This window comes from Amycolatopsis sp. NPDC005003 (genome assembly GCF_053600695.1).
Genome location: NZ_JBSGAI010000042.1, coordinates 1 through 22,015 on the forward strand (window position 1 = coordinate 1; position 22,015 = coordinate 22,015).

The following is a 22,015-nucleotide window of genomic DNA, read 5'->3' on the forward strand; positions in this document are numbered from 1 at the left end:
AGCCGACCACCGCGATGCCGTCGGGGTCGAGCGTGAGCTGCACCGCGTCCCCGGTGCGCAGGTCCGACGCCGCTGGGGCTACCGCGTCCACAGTGCCAGCCAGCCCTCCGCGGACTCGGGGCCCCAGCGAGGCGTCCGGGCGAGGATCTCGGTGCCGGGGCTCGCGGCCGCGCGGGCCCCGGCTTCGATGTCCTTCGTCATCGCCTCGGTGGTGTTGCAGTTGGTGACGACGATCCTCATCGGTGTTTCCTCGACACCACGTAGTAAAGCGCCGCGGACGACGCCGTGCCGATGAACCACGAGTACGGCGCGGCCGGGGCGAAGAACGGCACCAGCGCGATGACGGCGGACAGCGCCGCGGTCGGGAAGAACGTCACCAGCGCGCGCGGATTCACCCGCGGGTAGCTCCCGCCGTCGACGAACAGCTGGGCGACGTCGACCTTTCCGCGCCGGATCAGGTAGTAGTCGACGATCATGATGCCGAACAGCGGGCCGAGGAACGCGCCGAGCCCGCCGAGGAAGTAGTTGACCACCGCCGGCGAGGAGTACAGCTTCCACGGCAGCACGCACAGGGCCGCGACGGCGCTGATCATCCCGCCGATGGTGAAGGTGATCCGCTTCGGCCAGATGTTCGCCAGGTCGTAGGCGGGGGAGACGAAGTTCGCGACGATGTTGACGCCCATGGTGGCGATGGCGAACGTCAGCGCGCCGACGATGAGCACCGGCGTGCTGTGCACCTTGGCCAGCAGCTCGGCGGGGTCGGTGATCGCCTCGCCGAACACCTGCATGCTGCCCGCGGTGACGATCACCGACAGCAGCGCGAACGCCGTCGAGTTGATCGGCAGGCCCCAGAAGTTGCCGCGCTTCACGGTCTTCTGGTCCGGGGCGAACCGGGAGAAGTCGCAGAAGTTGAGCATGAGCGTGCCGTAGGTGGCCAGGATGAGCCCGGCCGCGCCGAACCACTGCCGGATCTGCTCGCCGGTCGACAGCTGCTTCGGGCTGCTGGTGAAGGAGATGTTCCAGTGCCCGGCGGCGAGGATCCAGACGGCGAGGGCGATCATCACGACCCAGATCGCCGGGCCGCACCAGTCCTGGAACTTGCGCACGGACTCCATGCCGCGGGTCAGGATCAGCGCCTGCACCGCCCACAGCGCGACGAAGCAGATCCAGCCGAGCGCGTGCAGGCCGAGGAAACCGTGTTCGGTCCACGGTTTCAGGCCCGGGTCGATGGCGAGCACGAGCAGCGTGATGGCCACGCTCGCGAGGTAGGTCTGGATGCCGTACCAGAAGATCGCGATGATCGCCCGGATCAGCGCGGGCAGGTTGGCGCCGAACGTGCCGAAGCTGATCCGCGCGACGACCGGGAACGGCACACCGGTGCGCTGGCCGATCCGGCCCATCAGGTTCATGCCGACGTAGATGATGATGAACCCGAACAGCAGGGCGGTGAACACCTGCCAGGCCGACAGGCCGAGCACGAACAGGCCGGCCGCGAACGTGTAGTTGCCGAGGTTGTGCACGTCGGACATCCACAGCGCGAAGATGTCGTAGACCTTCCACCGGCGTTCCTTCGCGGGGGCGAGGTCTTCGTTCCAGAGGCGGGGATCGGGCGGCGGAGTCGTCTCTTGAGAGGATTCCGTGAGCGGGGCGGCGGTCATGAGGCCCTCCGATCGACGTGCAAGGACGGCGATTTGGGATACCAAACTTTGGAATCCCAAATATCGCCCCGGCTTCTGCCGGAGTCAACCCTCCGGCCGATAAACTCGTGTTACGGCCGGTTACGGCGGTGTTGAAGGAGGGGCGCGGTGAACGAGCGGCAACCCCTCGCGGCCACCCGGCAGCGGGTCCGCGAGGAGCTGCGCGAACGGATCCTGACCGGCCGGCTCCGCCCGGGCGACAGGCTGGTCGAGCGCGAGCTGGCCGAAGACCTCGGCGTGTCCAGGGTGCCGGTGCGCGAGGCCATCCGCAGCCTGGAGGCCGAGGGCTTCCTCGTCGTCCAGTCGCCGCGGCGGGTCGTCGTCCGGCAGCTGGCGCGAGTCGACGTCGAGGAGCTGTTCGACGTCCGCGAGGCCTTGGAGGGGCTGGCCGCCGGGCTGGCGGCGTCCCGTGCGGGCGCGCCCGAGCTGAAGGGGCTCGAGCGCACCCTCGCCGACGCCGCCCGCGCCACGGCCCGCGGCGACGCCGCCCGGATCACCGTGCTGAACTCGCGCTTCCACGACGAGATCGTCACCATCGCCGGCAATGCCCTGCTCTCCACCATGCTCCAGCCCCTCGAGGGCAGGCTCCGCTGGCTCACGAGCCAGAACGAGCACTGGGCCGAGCTGCTCGACGAGCACCGCCGGCTCTTCGACGCGATCGCGTCGGGGGACGCCGACCGGGCGAAGAACTCCGCGGTCGAGCACGTGCGGGTGAACCGCGAGGTGACGCTGCGTTCGCTCTTCGGTGAAGAACCCGGTGAGCGGCCCGCGGGCTGAGTGCCGTCCGGTTTGGCGAGGAATGCGCATGTGCGCCCGGTTTTTCAGCCATTCGCACCAACGGTGATCCGACTTTGGGCCGTGCCACGCCGCCGAACGGCCGCTTACGGTCTTCGGCCACCGGTCTCGCCGACCGGGGTCCCCGCCGTCCGGGAGGTTCACCGTGCGTAGTGCCCCAGTACTGGCCGCCGCCTTCACCCTCGCCCTGACCGTCACCGGCGTCGCCGAGGCGGCGCCCGCAGGCCACACCCACGCCCAGCGCGTCTGCTCGGTCGCGCCGGCCGGGTTCGCGGCCTGCAACGCCTGGATCAACACCGACACCGCCTTCGCCGCGGCCGCCACGCCGTCCGGGCTCGGCCCGGCCGACCTGCTCTCGGCGTACAACCTCGGCTCGCTCGCGGGCAGCGCGGGCGCCGGCCGCACGATCGCCATCGTGGACGCCTACGACGCCCCGACCGCCTTCGCCGACGTCAACGTGTACCGCGCCCAGTACGGCATCCCCGCGCTCGCGTCCTGCACGCCGTCGTCGGTCGACGCGAGCACCACGCCGTGCTTCGCCAAGGCCGACCAGAACGGCGGCACCGGCTACCCGCGCAAGGACGGCGGCTGGGCCCAGGAGATCTCGCTCGACCTCGACATGGCCTCGGCGATCTGCCCCAAGTGCAACATCCTGCTGGTCGAGGGCACCTCGTCGAGCTTCGCCAACCTCGGCACCGCGGTGAACACCGCCGTCCGGCTCGGCGCCGAAGTGGTCAGCAACAGCTACGGCGGCGGCGAGTTCTCCGGCGAGGCGAGCTCCGAAGGGCAGTACTTCAACCACCCCGGCGTGGCGATCACGGTCAGCTCCGGCGACTCCGGCTACGGCGTCGAGTTCCCGGCCGCGTCCCGGTACGTCACCGCGGTCGGCGGCACCAGCCTGAAGAAGGCGTCGAACACCCGCGGCTGGAGCGAGACGGCGTGGAGCGGCGCGGGCAGCGGCTGCTCGGCGTACATCACCAAGCCGTCGTGGCAGACCGACAGCGGGTGCGCCAAGCGCACGGTCGCCGACGTCAGCGCCGTCGCCGACCCGGCCACCGGCGTCGCGGTCTACGACAGCACGGCCTACCAAGGCCGCTCCGGCTGGCTGGTGTTCGGCGGCACGAGCGTCGCGGCGCCGGTCGTCGGCGGCGTCTACGCGCTGGGCGGTGTCAGCGGTGTCACGGGGGCGAACACTGTGTACTCGCACACATCGTCGCTCAACGATGTGAGCGGCGGCAGCAACGGCTCGTGCGGCGGCAGCTACCTCTGCACCGCCGTGACCGGCTACGACGGCCCGACCGGGCTCGGCACCCCGAACGGAGCCGCCGCCTTCTGAGTGCTTCCCGCGTAAGGGCCATCACGTCGGCGGCGGCACGCCCACGTGGTGGCCCCTCACTCTGAGCACTAACATGATCACCGTACCCGCGCATCCCGAGCGGACGTGGCATATCCGACACCCCCGAGAAGCCCCGCCAACAGGCGCTTCCCAGCGGCTTCATGGGAAATTCACAGAATGGGTGGCAAGTCTGACAACGTGAAGCACGCCGACGACGGTGCCGGATCGGCGGCACGATGACGACCGCCCAGGCCACACTCGAAGCCCCCGCCCGCAGCACGAGACCGGGCGGCAAAGCGCCCTACCTCCACCAGATCGACCTGTTCCGGTTGATCACGTTCGCCTGCGTCATCCTCATCCACGTGGTGGGCGCGACGAACTTCGCGCAGGACGTCGGCGCCAACGCCGTCGAGACGCCGCTGCACTTCACCCGCGAGGCCTTCTTCGCGCTCACCGGGTTCGTGCTCGTGTTCCAGAACCGCCGCCGCGAGTTCACCGCCGGCGACTTCTGGCGACGGCGGCTCCCGCTGGTGGCCACGCCCTACCTCGCGTGGTCGATGTTCTTCTGGGCGTACGGCCTGGTGACCGGCGAGCAGCAGCCGGGCTCGCTCGAGGCGTCGATGCGCCTGCTGCTGAAGGACCTCGTCACCGGCGGGGCCTGGTACCACCTGTACTTCCTGCTCGTGACGATGCAGGTCTACCTGCTGTTCCCGGTGCTGGTGAAGCTCCTGCGGGCGACCGAGGGCAAGCACAAGTGGCTGCTGCTCGGCAGCGGGCTGGTGCAGGTCGGCGTGACGCTGTTCATGACTTATCAGCCGTTCGGGGTGAGCTACGAGACGATCACCCACCTGTACGGCACGATCCTGCCGTACCAGTTCTACACGCTGTTCGGTGCCGTGGTGGCCATGCACTTCGAGACGGTGCACGCCTGGGTGGGGCGCCACCGGCTGCTGCTCGGCGGCGCGCTGGTGGCGGTGCTGGCCGGCACCGAGTGGTTCTACTTCCGAACTGTCCACAGTGGAACGTTCCCCCAGGTGGCCAGCGATCCGTTCCAGCCGTACCTGATCCCGTGGTTCCTCACCGTCATCGCCGCGATCTACGCGTTCACCACCAGGTGGGCGGCACGCCGCCGCGAAGGCGGCCGCGGCGCCCGGGTGGTCTCGTGGGCGGCGAACCGGTCGTTCAGCATCTTCCTCGTGCACCCGCTCGCCCTGGCGCTGCTCGGGCCGGCGATCCCGCACGTCGCGGAGCGGTTCGGCGCGCCGTGGCTCAGCGTGATCATCTACGTGGCGACGATCGTCCTGACCATCCTGATCGTGGAGGTCCTGCGGCGGTTGCCGGGGAGCCGGGCGCTCACGGGCCGCCCGCGGCTGCGGTCGGTGAAGGCTGCGGCTTAGTCACCCGGGTGGGTGGCTCAGGTCATATCCGGCGGCTCGGGCGAGTCACAGCGCGCGGATCCGCAGGAGTGGGATATGCTGGCGGCCCGTGGGACTTCAGTCACGGGCAACCAAGTACGTCTTTGTCACCGGAGGCGTCGCCTCCTCTCTGGGTAAGGGACTCACGGCTTCCAGCCTCGGTCAGCTCCTTACCGCGCGCGGGCTTCGCGTCACGATGCAGAAGCTCGACCCCTACCTCAACGTCGACCCCGGGACGATGAACCCGTTCCAGCACGGTGAGGTGTTCGTCACCGACGACGGCGCCGAGACCGACCTCGACATCGGCCACTACGAGCGGTTCCTCGACCGCGACCTCGACGGCAAGGCCAACGTCACCACCGGCCAGGTCTACTCCGAGGTGATCGCCAAGGAACGCCGCGGCGAGTACCTCGGCGACACCGTGCAGGTCATCCCGCACATCACCGACGAGATCAAGGCCCGGATCACCGCGGCCGCCGGGCCGGACGAGACCGGCCAGTCGCCGGACGTCGTGATCACCGAGGTCGGCGGCACGGTCGGCGACATCGAGTCCCTGCCGTTCCTGGAGGCCTGCCGCCAGGTCCGCCACGACGTCGGCCGCGACCACTGCTTCTTCCTGCACGTCTCGCTGGTGCCGTACCTGGCGCCGTCGGGCGAGCTGAAGACCAAGCCGACCCAGCACTCGGTCGCCGCGCTGCGCAACATCGGTATCCAGCCGGACGCGCTGGTCTGCCGGGCCGACCGGGAGATCCCGGAGGACCTCAAGCGCAAGATCGGCCTGATGTGCGACGTCGACACCGAGGCCGTCATCGCCTGCCCGGACGCGCGGTCCATCTACGACATTCCGAAGGTCCTGCACGGCGAGGCCCTCGACGCCTACGTCGTCCGCCGCCTAGGCCTGCCGTTCCGCGACGTCGACTGGACGGTGTGGGGTGACCTGCTCGACCGGGTGCACAACCCGAGCGAGATCGTCCGGATCGCCGTCGTCGGCAAGTACATCGACCTGCCGGACGCCTACCTCTCGGTCACCGAGGCCCTGCGTGCGGGCGGGTTCGCCCACCGCGCCAAGGTCGAGATCGTCTGGGTCGCCTCCGACGACGCGCAGACCGCGTCCGGCGCCGCGTCCGTGCTGTCCGATGTGGACGGTGTGCTGATCCCGGGCGGGTTCGGCATCCGCGGCATCGAGGGCAAGGTCGGCGCGATCGAGTACGCCCGCACCCGCGGCGTCCCGCTGCTCGGCCTGTGCCTCGGCCTGCAGTGCATGGTCATCGAGGCGGCCCGGCACCTGGCCGGCATCACCGACGCCGGCTCGTCGGAGTTCGACGAGAACACCAAGCACCCGGTGATCTCGACCATGGCCGACCAGCGTGACGTCGTCGCGGGTGAGCGGGACATGGGCGGCACCATGCGCCTGGGCGCGTACCCGGCGAAGCTCAAGGCGGGTTCGCAGGTCGCGAAGGCGTACGGCACCACCGAGGTCTCCGAGCGGCACCGGCACCGCTACGAGGTCAACAACGCCTACCGCAAGCAGCTCTCGGACGCGGGGCTCGTGTTCTCCGGCACCTCGCCGGACGACCACCTGGTCGAGTTCGTCGAGCTGCCCGCCGACAAGCACCCGTTCTTCGTCGGCACGCAGGCGCACCCCGAGCTGAAGAGCCGCCCGACCCGGCCGCACCCGCTGTTCAGCGCGTTCGTCAAGGCCGTGGTGGACCGCAAGGTCGCCGAGCGGCTGCCGGTCGAGCTGCCCGAGGCCCCGGTGGCGGCCCGGTGACCGCGCCGGGCGAGCACGAGTTCAGCGTCGCCTCGAGCCGGGACGTCCACATCGGACGGGTCGTCGGCCTGCGCATCGACGACGTCGTGATGCCGGGTGGCGGCACTGCCGTCCGCGAGGTGATCGAGCACCTCGGCGCGGTGGCGATCGTCGCGCTGGACGACGAGCAGCAGGTCACGCTCATCCACCAGTACCGGCACCCGATCGGGCACCGGCTGTGGGAGCTGCCCGCCGGCCTGATCGACCACCTCGGCGAGGACCCGGTCGGCACGGCCAAGCGCGAGCTCGTCGAAGAGGCCGGCCTGGCCGCTTCGGACTGGGTGACCCTGGTCGACGTCGCGGCGTCGCCCGGCTTCACCGACGAGGTCGTCCGGGTCTTCCTGGCCCGTGGACTGTCCGATGTGGATCGCGAGGTGCTCGGCGAGGAGGAGGCGGACCTGGTGATCCGCAAGTTCCCGCTCGCCGAGGCGGTCCGGATGGCGCTGGCCGGCGAGCTGCTGAACGGCGCCACCGTGTCCGGCGTGCTGGCCACCCACGCGGTGCTCACCGGCGCGGCGCCGGCCCGCCCGGCGGACGCTCCGTGGGAGGACCGGCCGACGGCGTTCGCCAAGCGCAAAGAAGCCTGAACCGCTCCGCTGCGCCCCGGCTCAGGGGCGCAGCGGGCGGCCTTCGGCGTCCGTCCCGCCGTTGACCAGCAGCATGATGCCGTCGATGATCGGCCAGAACACGCCGACTCCGGTGCAGAAGGTGGCGAAGAGCTGGGCGACGCCCAGGCCGGTCTGGCCGGTGTAGAACCGGCCGACGCCGAAGGGCAGCACGATCTGCAGCACCCCGGCCACCGTCCTCGACCGGGGCGAGTACACCACCGGCGGCGGCCCGTACGGCATCGCCACGGGCGCCGAGGGCGGCGCGTACACCTGCGTCGGCATCTGCGCGGGGCCCGCCGGCGGCCCGAAGAAGCCCGGGTGCGGGTGCGGCAGGTCGCGGAACAGCGGCCGCAGGTCACCCAGCGTCATCGCCGCGTAGGCGTCGGTCACCCGGGACTCGTACTCGTCCGGGCTGATGCGGCCCATGCCGAAGTGATCGGCCAGCAGCCTGGCTGCCTCCTCGCGCTCGGCCGTGCCGATGCGGAGTTCGTCGGACCCCATGGATCCACCGTAACCGAGCGGGGTTTCTGCCGGGTCACGAGCGCCGGGCGGCCTAAGGTGACGGCGTGGCAGCCCCGGGCAGCACGGACGGCGTGATCGCCGCGTACCTCGACCACCTGGTCGTCGAACGCGGGACCGCGCGCAACACCCTGGACAGCTACGCCCGCGACCTGCGCCGGTACGCCGCGCACCTGGACGGCCTGGGCGTCGCGAAGATCGCCGACGTCACGTCCGCGCACGTCACGGCCTTCGGCGCCGCCCTGCGGGAGGGCGACGACGAGCACAAGCCGCTCGCGGCGTCGTCCGCCGCGCGGGCCCTGGTCGCCGTGCGAGGCCTGCACAAGTTCGCGCACGCCGAGGGCCTCACCGAGCACAACCCGGCCCGGGAGGTCCGGCCGCCGACGCCGGCGAAGCGCCTGCCCAAGGCGCTGCCGGTCGACGACGTGCTGCGGCTGCTGGAGACCCCGCCGCCGGACGGCGAACGCCCGCTGCGCGACCGGGCGCTGCTCGAGCTGCTCTATTCCACCGGGGCCCGGATCTCCGAGGCGGTCGGCCTGGACGTCGACGACGTCGATGCCGGCGAACGCACGGTGCTGCTCGACGGCAAGGGCGGCAAGCAGCGGCTGGTGCCGATCGGCCGTCCCGCGCTCGCCGCGCTGCACGCCTACACCGTCCGCGCCCGCCCGGCGCTGGCCGCGCACGGGCGGGGGACGGCGGCGCTGTTCCTCAACGCCCGCGGCAGCCGGCTCTCGCGGCAGAGCGCGTGGCAGGTCCTCAAGGACACCGCCGAACGGGCGGGTATCAAAGCCGCGGTGTCGCCGCACACGCTCCGCCACTCCTTCGCCACGCACCTGCTCGAAGGCGGCGCCGATGTCCGCGTCGTCCAAGAACTCCTCGGCCACGCCTCGGTGACGACGACCCAGGTGTACACGCTGGTCACGGTCAATACCTTGCGCGAGGTGTACGCGACGGCGCACCCGCGAGCGTTGGGCTAGACAGCCCTATAGAGCGTGAAGGGCCTTCGTAGCCTGCACCGACGGTCGAGTGACATTGCCCCGTCGAGTCCGGCGCGTTGCTTTGCCGGGGCTCCGACTCCGCGCATAGGCTGCGGCGGACGCTGACGAACAAGGAGCTTTCGCGCCATGTCGACACCGAACCAGCCGGCCGTACCGGCCGAGTCCGCCGGGTCGGCGGCGGCGAACCTCAGCCAGGTCACCATCGCGACACCGATCGACCACGACGGCGACGATCAGCAGGAGCGCAACGGCAAGAAGGTGAAGCTCGAGGGCATCGGGCCCACCGGCCGCCCGATCCGCGAGCACCCCGATCCGGCCCCGCTCGACAAGCACGGCCCGGCCAAGATCATGGCGATGTGCAACCAGAAGGGCGGCGTCGGCAAGACGACGTCGACCATCAACCTGGGTGCCGCCCTCGCCGAGTACGGGCGGAAGGTGCTGCTCGTCGACTTCGACCCGCAGGGCGCGCTCGCCGTCGGCCTCGGCATCCAGCCGCACGAGCTGGACCAGACGGTCTACAACGCCATCATGGAGCGGTCGGTCAGCGCCACCGACGTGCTGATGAAAACCCGCGTCGACGGCGTTGACCTGCTGCCGAGCAACATCGACCTGTCCGCGGCGGAGGTCCAGCTCGTCGCTGAGGTAGGGCGCGAGCACACGTTGTTACGGGTCCTGCGTCCGGTCATGAACGACTACGACTATGTTCTTGTCGACTGCCAGCCCTCGCTCGGCTTGCTCACGGTGAACGCGCTGACCGCCGCGGACGGCGTGATCATCCCGCTGGAGTGCGAGTTCTTCAGTCTGCGAGGCGTCGCCCTCCTGATCGACACCATCGAGAAGGTGCAGGAACGCCTCAACCCCAAACTGGACATAGTCGGGATTCTCGCCACCATGTACGACCCGAGAACCCTGCATTCGAAGGAGGTCATGGCTCGCGTGGTGGAGGCATTCGGCGAGACCGTGTTCGACACGGTCATCAACCGCACCGTGCGGTTCCCCGAGACGACGGTCGCGGGTGAGCCGATCACGACCTGGGCGCCCAAGTCGGCCGGCGCGGCGGCGTACCGCCAGCTGGCCCGCGAGGTGATCGCTCGGTGAGCAGGCGCGCTTCCCTGCCCGGAGCGTCGGAACTCTTCAGGATCACCTCCAGTCCCGCCCTCGATCTCCCTCCCCAGGCACCCCCCGAGCCCGTTGAGAAACCTCAGCCGAAGCCTTCGGGTAACGGCCGGGCCGACCAGCTCGCCCGCAGCGCGGCCCCGCACGGCTCGGGCCGGACCAAGCACGACGCGAAGATCACCGTGTACGTCTCGGGCGACGAGCTCGTCGCCATGGAGCAGGCCCGGTTGACGCTGCGTGCGAAGCACGACCTGGTCGTCGACCGCGGCCGGCTGGTCCGGGAGGCGGTGGCGGTGCTGCTGGCCGACTTCGACCAGAACGGCGAGGAATCGGTGCTGGTGCAGCGGCTGCGGGTGGTCGGCTCAGACGGCGGCGAAACCGAGGGCTGATGGACGAGCCGGCACCGGCTCCGGAGGACCAGGTACCCGAAGAGCACCAGACGGTGCACGGCGGGATGATCCCCGAAGGCGTCAACACCGAAGAACTGAGCACGTCGAAGTTCAAGGTGCGGCTGGCCAACTTCGAAGGACCGTTCGACCTGCTGCTGCAGCTGATCTCGCAGCACCAGCTCGACGTCACCGAAGTGGCGTTGCACCGGGTCACCGACGACTTCATCGCGTACACGCGGGCGCTGGGCACCGACTGGAACCTCGACGAGACGACGGAGTTCCTGGTCATCGCGGCGACGCTGCTGGACCTCAAGGCGGCGCGGCTGCTGCCGTCGGCCGAGGTGGAGAGCGAAGACGATCTCGCGCTGCTCGAAGCCCGCGACCTGCTGTTCGCGCGGATCCTGCAGTACCGCGCGTACAAGCAGGTGGCGGCGCTGTTCGGCGAGCTGGAGCAGAACGCGCTGCGGCGCTACCCGCGGTCGGTGGCGCTGGAGGAGCGGTTCGTCGGGCTGCTGCCCGAGGTGATGCTGGGCGTGACGCCGCAGAAGTTCGCCGACATCGCCGTCGCGGTGTTCCGGCCGAAGCCGCCGCCGACAGTGTCGATCGCCCACATCCACATGGGCCGCATTTCGGTGCGCGAGCACGCGGCGATCCTGCGGGTGATGCTGGCCGAACGCGGCCAGGCGACGTTCGGGGAGCTGGTCGACGACTGCGAGCACACGGTGGAGATCGTGGCGCGCTTCCTGGCGCTGCTGGAGCTCTACCGCGAGGCGACGGTGCAGTTCGAGCAGAGCGAGGCACTGGCCGAGCTGCACGTCCGCTGGACGGGCGGCACGAAGGAAGAAGCCTCCGCGGCGGCCGAGCTGGACCGCGCGTTCGGAGACGAAGAGGAGTACGGGTGAGCCCGGAGAACGACGAGCAGGTTTCCCCGCCCGAACCGCCGGAGATCCCGGTCGACGCGCCGGCCGAGGAGCCGCCGGCGGCCGAGGAAACGCCGGCGGCCGAGGTCGAGGCGCCCGAACCGCCCCCGGCCGAGCCGGCGGAGGCCGCGGCGGAGCTGGCGCTGGACGAGGCACTGTCGGGCGAGCCGGTGACCGAGGACGGCGAGCCGGTGGAGCCCCTCGCGGTGGAAGAAGCGGCCGCCGAGGACGCGCCCGCCGAGCCCGAAGCGCCTGCCGAGGCCGCCGCCGGGCCGGGCGAGCCTGCGCCCGCTGAGACTGCTGTCGAGCCGACCGAGCCGGAAGCGCCTGCCGAGGCTGCTGCCGGGCCGGGTGAGGCTGCGCCCGCCGAGGCTGGTGCCGAGCCGACCGAGTCCGAAGCGCCTGCCGAGCCCGAGCCCGACCCCGCCGACCCCGAGTCCGACCTGGTCGCCGCCGGTGACTCCGACTCCATGCCGGACGTCACCTCCGACGAGACCCTCGAAGCCGCGCTCGAAGCGCTGCTGCTCATCGTCGACTCGCCCGCCGGCGAAGAACTGCTGGCCGACACCCTCGGCCAGCCCAAGTCGCGGATCGTCGTCGCGCTGCGCACCATGGCGCAGAAGTTCACCGACCGGAACTCCGGGATCGACCTGCGGCGCGTCGGCGAAGGGTGGCGGTTCTACACTAGGGACGTCTATGCCCCGTTCGTGGAGAAGCTCCTGCTGGACGGCCAGCGGTCGAAGCTGACCAGGGCCGCGCTGGAGAGCCTCGCCGTGATCGCGTACCGGCAGCCGGTGACCCGCGCGCGGGTTGCCGCGGTGCGCGGCGTGAACGTGGACGGCGTGATCCGGACGCTGCTCGCGCGCGGCCTCATCGAAGAGATGGGGACCGATCCCGAGACGACCGGCACGCTGTACGTGACGACCGAGCTGTTCCTGGAGCGACTGGGGCTGTCGTCACTGAACGACCTGCCCCCGATCGCTCCGCTGCTACCCGAAGTGGACACCATCGATGACATCCAGTGAACACCCCGACGGCGTCCGGCTGCAGAAGGTGCTGTCGCAGGCCGGGGTCGCCTCCCGGCGCGCGGCGGAGGACCTGATCGTCGCCGGCCGGGTCGAGGTGGACGGCGAGGTCGTCACCGAGCTGGGCCGCCGCGTGCACCCCGACGAGGCGATCATCCACGTCGACGGCACCCGGGTGAACCTGCGCGACGACCTCATCTACCTCGCCCTGAACAAGCCCAAGGGCGTGCACTCGACGATGTCGGACGACCGCGGCCGCCCCTGCGTCGGCGACTACCTGCGCGGCCGCTACGAGGAGACCCCCGGCGTCGTGCACGTCGGACGGCTCGACGAGAACACCGAGGGCCTGCTGCTGCTCACCAACGACGGCGACCTCGGCCACCGGCTGATGCACCCCTCGTACCGGGTGCTCAAGACCTACCTCGCCGAGGTCGACGGCCTGGTGCCGCGCGGGCTCGGCAAGGAGCTGCGCAACGGCTGGGAGCTGCCGGACGGCATCGTCAAGGTCGACCAGTTCCGGGTCAAGGACATGCACTCCGGCAAGTCGTTGGTGGAGCTGGTGATCCACGAGGGCAAGAAGCACATCGTGCGCCGCTTGCTCAAGGACACCGGGCACCCGGTGCTGAAGCTGGTCCGCACGGCGGTCGGCGACGTCCAGCTCGGCAACCAGCGCGTCGGCTCGATCCGGCGCCTGACCAAGACCGAGGTCGGCGCGCTCTACCGCAACGTCGAGCTCTGATACTCGGCGGTGACGAAGCCGCCGGCGGTCGCGTCGTCGGCCGAGGGGCGGCCGTAGGCGGCGGCCAGCTCGGCGCGGGTGACCGTCGACGGCTCCCAGCCGTGGGCGGCCAGCCACTCCGGCGCGGTGTCCCGCAGGCCGCCGCGCCACAACGCGGTGACGTGCTCGCCGTCTTCGGTCGCGCGGGCGCGGGAGACCAGGCTGTCCGGTGCGTCGCCCGGGCGGTGCTCGAACGACACCCGGCTGCCCGGGGCGGACAGCTCGCCCACCGTCGTCAGGAGCCGGGCGGCCTCGTCGTACGACAGGTAGATCAACAGTCCCTCGGCCAGCCACGCGGTCGGCCGGGCGGGATCGAACCCGGCTTCGCGCAGTGCCGTGGCCCAGTCTTCCCGCAGGTCGGCGCGCACGACGATCCGCTCGCACGCCGGTGTCGCGCCCCGCGCGGCGAGCACGTCGTCCTTGAACGCCAGCACGTCCGGCAGGTCGAGCTCGAACAGCCGGATCCCCGGCGGCCAGGCCAGCCGGAACGCCCGCGCGTCGAGCCCGGCGGCGAGCAGCACGACCTGCGCGCAGCCGGCGCCGAGCAGGTAGTCGTCGAAGAACCGGGTCCGGATCGCCACCTGCGGGTACATCAACGCGCCCAGCCCGGCCTGCGTGCTGCCGCGTTCGGGCAGCGCCGAGCGGCCGGCTTCGTAGAAGGCGGCGGCGTACGGGTCTTCGAACAGGCGGTCCGGGCGGCCGCTTTCGTAGGCACGCAACGCGGCGACGCCGACGGCCGTGCGGCTCACCGCGGGCAGGGACTCGGTCACGAATCCCAACGTACGCCCGACTTTCCGCCGTAGCAGCTCCCGACCCCGGGTCGCTAGCGTCACCGGTATGCGACTCGGAGTGGTGTGCGGGATTCTCGCGGTGCTCCTGTCCGGCACGGTGGCCCCGGCCGCCGCGGCGTCTGTGGCGTCTGCGGGGAGCGAACCGGTCTACGACTACGCGAAGGCGGTCCGCGAGACCGTCTGGGTCGACATCGGCCGCGACGGCGACGGTGACGGCCGGTCGGACCGCGTCGCCGCCGACATCGTCCGGCCGGGTGAAGCGACGTCACGCGTTCCGGTGATCATGGACGCCAGCCCGTACTACTCGTGCTGCGGGCGCGGCAACGAGAGCGAGCTGAAGTCCTACGACAGCGCCGGGAAGCCGGTGAAGTTCCCGCTGTTCTACGACAACTACTTCGTGCCGCGCGGCTACGCCGTGGTGCTGGTCGACCTGGCCGGGACGAACCGGTCGGCCGGCTGCGCGGACGTCGGCGGCGCTTCGGACGTCGACTCCGCGCGCAAGGTCGTCGACTGGCTGAACGGCCGCGTGACCGGCTACAGCGCGAAGACCGGCGGCAGCCCTGTGGCCGCGAGCTGGAGCACCGGGAACGTCGGCATGATCGGCAAGTCCTACGACGGCACGATCGCCAACGGCGTCGCCGCGACCGGGGTCGCCGGGCTGAAGACCATCGTCCCGATTTCGGCGATCAGCTCCTGGTACGACTACTACCGCTCGGACGGCGCGACCTTCGGCTTCAACCCGGACGGGCTCGCGCGCACGGTCGAAGCGCGCAACGGCGGGCAGAACTGCTCGGCGCAGAACCAGGCGCTGGCGTCCGGCGCCACCGCGAACGGCGACTACGGGCCGCTGTGGGCGGACCGGGACTACGTCCGGCGGGCGGGCAACGTGCGCGCGAGCGTGCTGCTGTCCCACGGCGTCAACGACCTGAACGTCAAGACCATCCACTTCGGACAGTGGTGGGCCGCGCTGAACGTCGAGAAGAAGATCTGGCTGGCGCAGACCGGGCACGTCGACCCGTTCGACTACCGCCGCGCGGACTGGGTCGACCTGCTGCACCGGTGGTTCGACCACTACCTGCTCGGCATCGACAACGGCGTCCAGAACGGGCCGCAGGCCAGCGTGGAGCGGCAGCCGGACCAGTGGGCGGACCAGAGCGCGTACCCGGCGGCCGGTGCGGTGGCGACGACGTTGCGGCCGGGCGCGTCCGGCACGCTCGGCACTTCGGCGTCGTCCGGGACGGCGTCGTTCACCGACAACCCGAGCGTGGGCGAGGACACCTGGGTGACCAACCCGGGCAGCGCCGCGCTGACCTACTCGACCGGGGCCCTGGCCGCGGACGTGCAGGTCTCCGGCACGACCTCGGTGACCGTGACGGCCACGCCGAGCACGTCGTCGGCCCGGCTTTCGGCGCTGCTGGTCGACCTCGGCCCGGCGACGATCCGCAACTTCGCGGGCAGCGGCGAGGGCATCAAGACGGGGACGGCGGAGAACTGCTGGGGCTCGTCGACGTCCGGCGACGACGCCTGCTACCGGATCACGTCCGCGGACGTGAAGAAGGTGAACTACACGATCCTCAGCCGCGGCTGGGCCGACCTGGCGAACTACGCCTCCCTCTCCCAGGAACGGCCGCTGACCCCGGGCACGGCGTACACGATGACGTTCCGGCTGGCGTCGACGGACCACCTCGTGCCGCGCGGGCACGCGCTGGCGTTGATCATCGGCGGCACGGACGGCAGCTTCATCCGCGGGCCGGCCCAGCCGGGCCGGGTGACCCTCGACCTGGCCCGCTCGTCGGCCTCGGTCCCGCTGGCGGGCGCGGTCCCGGCCGCGACGACCCACCCGGCCCCCGCCGGCGGCGAGCACGTGCCGTCGGCGGGCCGGGTGGACCTGCGCTAGTTAGCCTCGACCGGAGCGGTCTTCGCGGCCGTCTTCCGGTGCAGGGCGCGGACGATCGGCTCGACCACCCGGGCCGCCGTCGGGCCGAGGATCGCCATCAGCAGGACGTACGCCGTCGCCAGGGCGGCCAGCTCACCGGAGACCGCGCCCGCCGTCACCGCCAGGCCGGCGATGACGATCGAGAACTCGCCGCGCGCGACCAGGGCCGCGCCGGCCCGGGCCCGGCCGAGGCGGCCGATGCCCTGGCGGCGGGCCGCCCACCAGCCGGTGGCGACCTTCGTCAGCGTCGTGACGACCGCCAGCACGACCGCCCAGCCGAGCACCGGCGGGATCGACGCCGGGTTCGTGTTGAGCCCGAAGACCACGAAGAACACCGCGGCGAACAGGTCGCGGAGCGGCTCGAGCATGCGCGTCGCGTTCTCCGCCGTCGAGCCCGAGATCGCGATGCCGAGCAGGAACGCCCCGACCGCGGCCGACACCTGCATCGCCGACGCGAACCCGGCGACCAGCAGGGCCGCGCCGAGCACCTTGAGCAGGAACACCTCGCGGTCCGGGCTGTCCACCGCCGCGGAGACGTACCGGCCGAACTTCAGCGCGACCACCAGCACCACGGTGATCACCAGCAGCGAGATGCCGACCGCCTCCAGGCCGCCGAGCAGCGACACCCCGCCGAGGACCGCGGTGAGGATCGGCAGGTAGAGCGCCATCGCGAGGTCCTCGAACACGAGGATCGACAGCACCACCGGCGTCTCGCGGTTGCCGAGCCGGCCCAGGTCGCCGAGGACCTTGGCGACGATCCCGGACGACGAGATGTACGTGACGCCCGCCATCACCATCGCGCCGACCGGGCCCCAGCCCAGCAGCAGCGCGACGGCCGCGCCGGGAGCCGCGTTGAGGACGATGTCGAGCAGGCCCGCCGTCCACGAGCGGCGCAGCCCGGTGAAGAGCTCGGCCGCGGAGTACTCCAGGCCGAGCAGGAGGAGCAGCAGCACGACGCCGATTTCGCCGGCCAGGTGCGTGAAGCCGCCGATGTCGGTCAGCGGGATCAGGCCGCCTTGCCCGAAGCAGAGGCCGCCGAGCAGGTAGAGCGGGATGGGGGAGAGGCCGATCTTTCCGGCGAGGCGCCCGAGCACGCCCAGCACGAAGAAGACCGCCCCCAGTTCGATCAGGGACAGCGTGGTGTGGTCCATCGGCCGCTCAGCCGTACTTGAGGATCTTGGCGGCGGCTTCGAGGCCTTCGCTCGTCCCGACCGCGACCAGCAGGTCGCCCCCGGTGAACGTGAAGTCCGGCGCCGGCGACGGGTGCACCTGGCCGGCCCGCGCCACCGCGACCACCGAGACGCCGGTGCGGGTGCGCATGGCGGTGTCGCCGAGCGTCCGGCCGTCGAACGGGCCGGACGGCTGGATCGGCAGCTGCCGGGTGCTGATCCCCGGCAGGTCGCGGTGCTCCTCGGTGAGCTGCGCGACCAGCTGCGGGGCGCCGAGCAGGTTGGCCAGCGCGCCGGCCTCGTCCGCGGTGAGCGGGATCGAGGCGGCGCAGGCATCGGGATCGTCCGATTTGGACACGATCAGCTCGATGTGGCCGTCCCGCTGGGTGACGACGCCGATGCGGCGGCCGGTACGGGTCGCGAAGTCCTTGCGGACCCCGATGCCGGGCAGGGGAGTTACTTCGACGTTCACCCAACCACCGTAACCCAGGTGTCCGATTCGCGGGATTTCAGCCGAGCAGCAGGAGCAGCGCGGCGACGACCATCACGGCGCTCGTGAGGCCGTGGACGCCGAAGGCGATGGCCTTCTTCCCCCGGTGCCGCAGGATGATCAGCATGTCGAAGAGGGGCCAGACGGCCGCGGTGAGGAAGACCCAGCCCAGCGCGTGCGGGTCGCCGTAGATGGCCAGGGCCAGCGGGACCAGGCCGGCGCCGATGTCGCGGCCGCCCTTGACGTTCAAGAAAGTGTCGGCGTTCTCGGGAGCCTCGTTGAAGCCGAAGCCCGCGGCGGTCTTCGCCGGTGCGAAGAGGTAGTTGAGACCGATGTAGATGATCCCGAGCGAGACGAGCACGACGAGGATGTAGCCGGTGACGATCATGGTGTTTCCTCCAGTGGTTTCTAGCATCGCTAGGATTTCTAGCAACGCTAATCTAGCGACGTTAGTTTGTCTAGCGGTGCTAGCCTGTGACGTATGACCCAGCGACAACGGCGTGTGCGCGACCGGACCGAGCGAGCGCAGCGGATCGTCACCGCGGCCCGGGAGCTCGCCGAAGAGGAGGGCTGGGAGGCGGTCACCACCCGGCGCCTCGCCGCGCTGATCGAGTACAGCCAGCCGGTGCTGTACAGCCACTTCCCGGGCGGCAAGGACGCGATCATGGCGGCGGCGGCGCTGGAGGGCTTCGCCGAACTGGCGGTGGTGCTGACGAAGGCGCGGGGCGGCGGCCTGGCGGGTGTCGTCCGCGCCTACGTCGACTTCGCCCAGGCCAAGCCCGCGTTGTACGACGCGATGTTCACGCTGGCTTCGGAGCTCCCGTTCGCCCAGGACGACACCCCGGAGGTGATGAAGGCGAACTTCGCCGAGCTGCTGGCGGTCATCGAGCCGGTGGCGGGGAAGCAGGACCCCGGCCCGCTGACCGAAGTGTTCTGGAGCACGTTGCACGGCCTGGTGACACTGGATCGAGGCAGGCGGCTGTCGCCCGAGCACCGTGACGAGCGCCTCGCCTTGGTCGTTGCCCGCTTCGGCGCGCGGGCCGACTGATCTCCTCGTCACCCCGACCGGCAGAATGGACACCGAGCCGACCGAGACGAGAACGCGAGGAGAGTGCCGGTGACGGGAGCCCTACGTGGTGTGGTCGCGCTGGACGGCCCGTCGGGGACCGGGAAGACCACCGTCGCCCGCAAGCTCGCCCAGCGCCTCGGGGCCGGCTACCTCGACACCGGTGCCATGTACCGGATGGTCACCCTCGCCGTGCTGCGCGCGGGCGTCGACCCGGCCGATGCGAACGCCGTCGCCGCCGTCGCCGACCGCGCCGAGTTCAGCATCGGCACCAGCCCCGACCGGCCCGAGATCCGCCTGGCCGGCGAGGACGTCGCCGCCGACATCCGCGGGCCCGAGGTCACGAAGGCCGTCTCGCCCGTGTCCGCTGTGCCGCACGTGCGTGAGCTGCTGGTCGCGCGGCAGCGGCGGATCATCGACGACGTCGTGGCGCACCGCGGCGGGATCGTCGTCGAAGGCCGGGACATCGGCACCGTGGTCACGCCGGACTCGCCGCTCAAGGTCTTCCTGACCGCCTCGGCCGACGTCCGCGCGTCGCGCCGCAGCACCCAGGACACCGCGGCCGGGCGCCAGTCGTCGGTCGCCGACGCCCTGGCGAGCGTCGAGCGCCGCGACCACCTCGACTCGACCCGTGCCGCCTCGCCGCTGCGCGCGGCCGACGACGCCGTGCACGTCGACACCTCCGAGCTGTCGATCGACCAGGTGATCGTCGCGTTGAGCGAGCTGGCCAGCCACCGCGGCCTGCTCGCGGGGTGCAAAGAAGAAGTGGCGCGATGACCGCTGACGGACTCCCCGAGGGATCCGTCGGCAGGCTCCACGACGCCGGGCGGGTCTTCGCCCGGTACTATCTGCGCTCGGCCTTCCGCATCCGGGTGCACGGCCGCGAGCGCGTCCCCGCCACCGGGCCGCTGCTCGTGATCGCCAACCACAGCTCCATGATCGAGCCGCAGCTGATCTTCGGAATGCTTCCGCGGCGTTCGGCGTTCCTGGTCAAGGCCGAGATGTTCGGCGGGATCGTCGGCAAGTTCATGCTGGCGATCGGGCAGATCCCGCTCAAGCGCGGCGAGATCGACCGCAAACCGCTGATGACCGCGGTCGGCGTCCTGAAAGACGGCGGGGTCGTCGGGATCTTCCCCGAAGGCACCCGCGGTGCCGGGGACGTCGGCGCGGCCGAACGCGGCGCGGCCTGGCTGGTCCGGGCCTCCGGCGCGACCGTGCTCCCGGTCGCGACGCGGGGCACGCTCAAGCCGGCCGACGGCAGGCGACGGTTCCGGCCGCGGGTGGACATCCTCGTGGGCGAGCCGTTCTCGCCGAAGGTGGGGCCCGGGAAAACCGGGCTCGACCAGGGCACCGAAGAGCTGCGCGGTGAGCTCGCGGCGCTCGTGAAGACTTTGGACGACTGGCGTGCCGAACACGGATTCGGCGCGGTATAAGGGAAATCAGGTTAGCAATGGAAGAGTACGACGGCGTCGGCGAAGTCGACGGCACCTGGTCCGACGAGACCGAATTCGCCGCGCTCGACGCGCAGATCGAGGCGGCGGAAGCGGCCGAGGAGGCCGCGCTCGCGCAGCCGGTCCTCGCCGTCGTCGGCCGGCCCAACGTGGGCAAGTCGACGCTGGTCAACCGCATCCTCGGCCGGCGTGAAGCCGTCGTGCAGGACGTGCCGGGCGTGACCCGCGACCGCGTCGCCTACGACGCCTACTGGGGCGGGCGCAAGTTCACCCTGGTCGATACCGGCGGCTGGGAGCCGGACGCGACCGGGCTGCAGGCCTCCGTCGCCGCCCAGGCCGAGCTGGCCATGCAGACCGCGGACGCGGTGCTGCTGGTCATCGACGCCTCGGTCGGCGCGACCGCGACCGACGAAGCCGTCTCCAAGGTGCTGCGCCGGTCCAAGAAGCCGGTGCTGCTCGCCGCGAACAAGGTGGACGACGACCGGCTGCTCGCGGACACCGCGTCGCTGTGGTCGCTCGGCCTCGGCGAGCCGCACCCGGTCAGCGCGCTGCACGGCCGGAGCTCCGGCGACCTGCTCGACGCCATCCTCAAGGCGCTGCCGGAGTCGCCGCGCGAAGGCGGCGCCGTGACGTCGGGGCCGCGGCGCGTCGCGCTGGTCGGCAAGCCGAACGTCGGCAAGTCGAGCCTGCTGAACAAGCTGTCCGGCGAGGAGCGCTCGGTCGTCGACTCGGTGGCCGGCACCACCGTCGACCCGGTCGACTCGCTGGTCGAGCTGGACGGGGAGACCTGGCGGTTCGTGGACACGGCGGGTCTGCGCAAGCGCGTCAACTTCGCCGCGGGCGCCGAGTACTACGCCTCGCTGCGCACCAAGACCGCGATCGACGCGGCCGAGGTCGCGATCGTGCTGCTCGACGCGGCCGAGCCGCTCTCGGAGCAGGACCTGCGGGTGCTGACCATGGTCGTCGAGGCCGGCCGCGCCTGCGTGCTGGCGTTCAACAAGTGGGACCTGGTCGACGAGGACCGCCGGCACGCGATGGTCCGCGAGCTGGACCGCGGCCTGGTCCGCGTGCCGTGGGCGGAGAAGGTCAACATCTCGGCGCTGACCGGCCGCTCGGTGCGCAAGCTGGCGCCGGCGCTGCGGACCGCGCTGAAGTCGTGGGACCAGCGGGTGCCGACCGGCCAGCTCAACGCGTGGCTGTCCGACCTGATCGCGGCCACCCCGCCGCCGGTCCGCTCGGGCAAGCAGCCGAAGGTCCTGTTCGCGACCCAGGCCGGCATCCGCCCGCCGACGCTGGTCCTCTTCACCACCGGCTTCCTCGAGGCGGGCTACCGCCGCTTCATCGAGCGCAAGTTCCGCGAGCAGTTCGGCTTCACCGGCAGCCCCGTCCGGGTGAACGTGCGCGTCCGCGAAAAGAAGGCCAAGCCCAAGGTCGGCGGAAAAGCCGCCCGAACCCGGTGATTTCCTGACCCGTTTCGGACGACACGCGTGATTGAGAGGTCGACACGCGTGATCAGAGGGTCGACACGACGGATGTCCGGCCGGATGCCGTGTCGACCTTTCAATCACGCGTGTCGACCCCTCCGTCACGGCGGTTCGTCCGGTTCGAGGTGAGGTCCGACACTCCGGCGTGATCCGGGAGATATCTTTCCTTCACCTTGCGTTACAGTGGAAGGTCGTTGCGGGCGCCTCACTGGGAGAGCGAGC

22 protein-coding genes and 1 pseudogene are annotated in these 22,015 nt (G+C 71.1%); 16 read left to right on the forward strand and 7 right to left on the reverse strand.

The window, feature by feature from the left end; translation table 11 throughout:
- Positions 1 to 96: 96 nt before the first annotated feature.
- A pseudogene (locus ACWED2_RS36825) lies at positions 97 to 240 on the reverse strand (aspartate/glutamate racemase family protein); the annotation flags it as partial.
- Positions 237 to 1,658 carry an NCS1 family nucleobase:cation symporter-1 gene (locus ACWED2_RS36830; RefSeq protein WP_449695138.1) on the reverse strand — a complete coding sequence of 474 codons (1,422 nt, stop codon included), beginning with the start codon at positions 1,656 to 1,658 and terminating at the stop codon, positions 237 to 239. The gene ACWED2_RS36830 and the pseudogene ACWED2_RS36825, both read right to left, overlap by 4 nt.
- Positions 1,659 to 1,805: 147 nt before the next feature.
- Here ACWED2_RS36830 and ACWED2_RS36835 point away from each other — a divergent pair, with 147 nt between their 5' ends.
- The 5 genes from ACWED2_RS36835 to ACWED2_RS36855 all read left to right on the forward strand — a co-directional run bounded on the left by ACWED2_RS36835 (position 1,806) and on the right by ACWED2_RS36855 (position 7,640).
- Positions 1,806 to 2,474 carry a GntR family transcriptional regulator gene (locus tag ACWED2_RS36835; RefSeq protein WP_449695139.1) on the forward strand — a complete coding sequence of 223 codons (669 nt, stop codon included), beginning with the start codon at positions 1,806 to 1,808 and terminating at the stop codon, positions 2,472 to 2,474.
- 163 nt (positions 2,475 to 2,637) lie between these two features.
- Positions 2,638 to 3,828 carry a S53 family peptidase gene (locus ACWED2_RS36840; protein WP_449695140.1) on the forward strand — a complete coding sequence of 397 codons (1,191 nt, stop codon included), beginning with the start codon at positions 2,638 to 2,640 and terminating at the stop codon, positions 3,826 to 3,828.
- A 236-nt stretch (positions 3,829 to 4,064) separates the two neighbouring features.
- On the forward strand, positions 4,065 to 5,225 hold the full coding sequence (locus ACWED2_RS36845; RefSeq protein WP_449695141.1) for an acyltransferase: 1,161 nt from the start codon (positions 4,065 to 4,067) through the stop codon (positions 5,223 to 5,225).
- Positions 5,226 to 5,313: 88 nt separating this feature from the next.
- Positions 5,314 to 7,014, forward strand: a complete 1,701-nt coding sequence (locus ACWED2_RS36850) for a CTP synthase (RefSeq protein WP_449695142.1) — start codon at positions 5,314 to 5,316, stop codon at positions 7,012 to 7,014.
- The gene (locus tag ACWED2_RS36855; protein ID WP_449695143.1) at positions 7,011 to 7,640 is read left to right on the forward strand and encodes an NUDIX domain-containing protein; all 630 of its coding nucleotides are present in this window, start codon (positions 7,011 to 7,013) and stop codon (positions 7,638 to 7,640) included. Before ACWED2_RS36850 ends, ACWED2_RS36855 begins: the two co-directional genes overlap by 4 nt.
- A gap of 21 nt (positions 7,641 to 7,661) precedes the next feature.
- Here the strand turns inward: ACWED2_RS36855 and ACWED2_RS36860 are convergent, their stop codons facing one another.
- Positions 7,662 to 8,162: a DUF1707 domain-containing protein gene (locus ACWED2_RS36860; protein ID WP_449695144.1), complete on the reverse strand. Its 501-nt coding sequence runs from the start codon at positions 8,160 to 8,162 to the stop codon at positions 7,662 to 7,664.
- 92 nt (positions 8,163 to 8,254) lie between these two features.
- Here ACWED2_RS36860 and xerD point away from each other — a divergent pair, with 92 nt between their 5' ends.
- From xerD to ACWED2_RS36890, 6 genes are all read left to right on the forward strand, one after another.
- Positions 8,255 to 9,157 carry a site-specific tyrosine recombinase XerD gene (xerD, locus tag ACWED2_RS36865; RefSeq protein WP_449695221.1) on the forward strand — a complete coding sequence of 301 codons (903 nt, stop codon included), beginning with the start codon at positions 8,255 to 8,257 and terminating at the stop codon, positions 9,155 to 9,157.
- 147 nt (positions 9,158 to 9,304) lie between these two features.
- The gene (locus tag ACWED2_RS36870; RefSeq protein WP_206796715.1) at positions 9,305 to 10,276 is read left to right on the forward strand and encodes a ParA family protein; all 972 of its coding nucleotides are present in this window, start codon (positions 9,305 to 9,307) and stop codon (positions 10,274 to 10,276) included.
- Positions 10,273 to 10,683 carry a cobyrinic acid a,c-diamide synthase gene (locus tag ACWED2_RS36875; RefSeq protein WP_449695145.1) on the forward strand — a complete coding sequence of 137 codons (411 nt, stop codon included), beginning with the start codon at positions 10,273 to 10,275 and terminating at the stop codon, positions 10,681 to 10,683. Before ACWED2_RS36870 ends, ACWED2_RS36875 begins: the two co-directional genes overlap by 4 nt.
- Complete coding sequence (locus ACWED2_RS36880) at positions 10,683 to 11,585, forward strand: segregation and condensation protein A (protein ID WP_449695146.1); 903 nt, start codon at positions 10,683 to 10,685, stop codon at positions 11,583 to 11,585. Before ACWED2_RS36875 ends, ACWED2_RS36880 begins: the two co-directional genes overlap by 1 nt.
- 155 nt (positions 11,586 to 11,740) lie before the next feature.
- Positions 11,741 to 12,628 (forward strand): SMC-Scp complex subunit ScpB, encoded by an 888-nt coding sequence (gene scpB / locus ACWED2_RS36885; RefSeq protein ID WP_449695222.1) that lies wholly within the window; start codon positions 11,741 to 11,743, stop codon positions 12,626 to 12,628.
- Complete coding sequence (locus ACWED2_RS36890) at positions 12,615 to 13,367, forward strand: pseudouridine synthase (RefSeq protein ID WP_176171269.1); 753 nt, start codon at positions 12,615 to 12,617, stop codon at positions 13,365 to 13,367. The genes scpB and ACWED2_RS36890 overlap by 14 nt, the downstream gene beginning before the upstream one ends.
- Here ACWED2_RS36890 and ACWED2_RS36895 read toward each other — a convergent pair.
- Positions 13,346 to 14,185 (reverse strand): SAM-dependent methyltransferase, encoded by an 840-nt coding sequence (locus ACWED2_RS36895; protein ID WP_449695147.1) that lies wholly within the window; start codon positions 14,183 to 14,185, stop codon positions 13,346 to 13,348. The two genes, ACWED2_RS36890 and ACWED2_RS36895, sit on opposite strands and share 22 nt — an antisense overlap.
- Positions 14,186 to 14,243: 58 nt before the next feature.
- On the opposite strand from ACWED2_RS36895, the gene ACWED2_RS36900 reads away from it, so the two are divergent.
- A complete protein-coding gene (locus ACWED2_RS36900; protein WP_449695148.1) occupies positions 14,244 to 16,094 on the forward strand; it encodes a Xaa-Pro dipeptidyl-peptidase in 1,851 nt (616 codons plus the stop codon).
- Here ACWED2_RS36900 and ACWED2_RS36905 read toward each other — a convergent pair.
- From ACWED2_RS36905 to ACWED2_RS36915, 3 genes are read right to left on the reverse strand one after another with little or no spacing between them, the layout of a single operon-like run.
- Positions 16,091 to 17,284, reverse strand: a complete 1,194-nt coding sequence (locus tag ACWED2_RS36905; RefSeq protein ID WP_449695149.1) for a cation:proton antiporter — start codon at positions 17,282 to 17,284, stop codon at positions 16,091 to 16,093. The genes ACWED2_RS36900 and ACWED2_RS36905 overlap by 4 nt on opposite strands.
- 7 nt (positions 17,285 to 17,291) lie before the next feature.
- Positions 17,292 to 17,774, reverse strand: a complete 483-nt coding sequence (locus ACWED2_RS36910) for a cation:proton antiporter regulatory subunit (RefSeq protein WP_449695150.1) — start codon at positions 17,772 to 17,774, stop codon at positions 17,292 to 17,294.
- 37 nt (positions 17,775 to 17,811) lie between these two features.
- On the reverse strand, positions 17,812 to 18,180 hold the full coding sequence (locus ACWED2_RS36915; RefSeq protein WP_449695151.1) for a DUF4267 domain-containing protein: 369 nt from the start codon (positions 18,178 to 18,180) through the stop codon (positions 17,812 to 17,814).
- Between the two features lie 93 nt (positions 18,181 to 18,273).
- On the opposite strand from ACWED2_RS36915, the gene ACWED2_RS36920 reads away from it, so the two are divergent.
- The 4 genes from ACWED2_RS36920 (at position 18,274) to der (ending at position 21,769) form a co-directional block, all read left to right on the forward strand.
- Positions 18,274 to 18,840: a TetR/AcrR family transcriptional regulator gene (locus ACWED2_RS36920; RefSeq protein ID WP_449695152.1), complete on the forward strand. Its 567-nt coding sequence runs from the start codon at positions 18,274 to 18,276 to the stop codon at positions 18,838 to 18,840.
- Positions 18,841 to 18,930: 90 nt separating this feature from the next.
- Positions 18,931 to 19,635, forward strand: a complete 705-nt coding sequence (gene cmk / locus ACWED2_RS36925; RefSeq protein ID WP_449695223.1) for a (d)CMP kinase — start codon at positions 18,931 to 18,933, stop codon at positions 19,633 to 19,635.
- Positions 19,632 to 20,291: a lysophospholipid acyltransferase family protein gene (locus ACWED2_RS36930; protein ID WP_449695153.1), complete on the forward strand. Its 660-nt coding sequence runs from the start codon at positions 19,632 to 19,634 to the stop codon at positions 20,289 to 20,291. Before cmk ends, ACWED2_RS36930 begins: the two co-directional genes overlap by 4 nt.
- Positions 20,292 to 20,308: 17 nt before the next feature.
- Entirely contained in the window at positions 20,309 to 21,769 is a 1,461-nt protein-coding gene (gene der / locus ACWED2_RS36935; RefSeq protein WP_449695154.1) for a ribosome biogenesis GTPase Der, read from the forward strand.
- Positions 21,770 to 22,015 lie beyond the last annotated feature (246 nt).

What these genes read in the sequence shown, in the direction of transcription:
- ACWED2_RS36830 (WP_449695138.1), bottom strand. Translation starts at nt 1,658, where the DNA reads ATGACCGCCGCCCCGCTCACGGAATCCTCTCAAGAGACGACTCCGCCG.
- ACWED2_RS36845 (WP_449695141.1), top strand. Translation starts at nt 4,065, where the DNA reads ATGACGACCGCCCAGGCCACACTCGAAGCCCCCGCCCGCAGCACGAGA.
- ACWED2_RS36860 (WP_449695144.1), bottom strand. Translation starts at nt 8,162, where the DNA reads ATGGGGTCCGACGAACTCCGCATCGGCACGGCCGAGCGCGAGGAGGCA.
- ACWED2_RS36870 (WP_206796715.1), top strand. Translation starts at nt 9,305, where the DNA reads ATGTCGACACCGAACCAGCCGGCCGTACCGGCCGAGTCCGCCGGGTCG.
- ACWED2_RS36880 (WP_449695146.1), top strand. Translation starts at nt 10,683, where the DNA reads ATGGACGAGCCGGCACCGGCTCCGGAGGACCAGGTACCCGAAGAGCAC.
- ACWED2_RS36890 (WP_176171269.1), top strand. Translation starts at nt 12,615, where the DNA reads ATGACATCCAGTGAACACCCCGACGGCGTCCGGCTGCAGAAGGTGCTG.
- ACWED2_RS36900 (WP_449695148.1), top strand. Translation starts at nt 14,244, where the DNA reads ATGCGACTCGGAGTGGTGTGCGGGATTCTCGCGGTGCTCCTGTCCGGC.
- ACWED2_RS36905 (WP_449695149.1), bottom strand. Translation starts at nt 17,284, where the DNA reads ATGGACCACACCACGCTGTCCCTGATCGAACTGGGGGCGGTCTTCTTC.
- ACWED2_RS36915 (WP_449695151.1), bottom strand. Translation starts at nt 18,180, where the DNA reads ATGATCGTCACCGGCTACATCCTCGTCGTGCTCGTCTCGCTCGGGATC.
- ACWED2_RS36920 (WP_449695152.1), top strand. Translation starts at nt 18,274, where the DNA reads ATGACCCAGCGACAACGGCGTGTGCGCGACCGGACCGAGCGAGCGCAG.
- ACWED2_RS36930 (WP_449695153.1), top strand. Translation starts at nt 19,632, where the DNA reads ATGACCGCTGACGGACTCCCCGAGGGATCCGTCGGCAGGCTCCACGAC.
- der (WP_449695154.1), top strand. Translation starts at nt 20,309, where the DNA reads ATGGAAGAGTACGACGGCGTCGGCGAAGTCGACGGCACCTGGTCCGAC.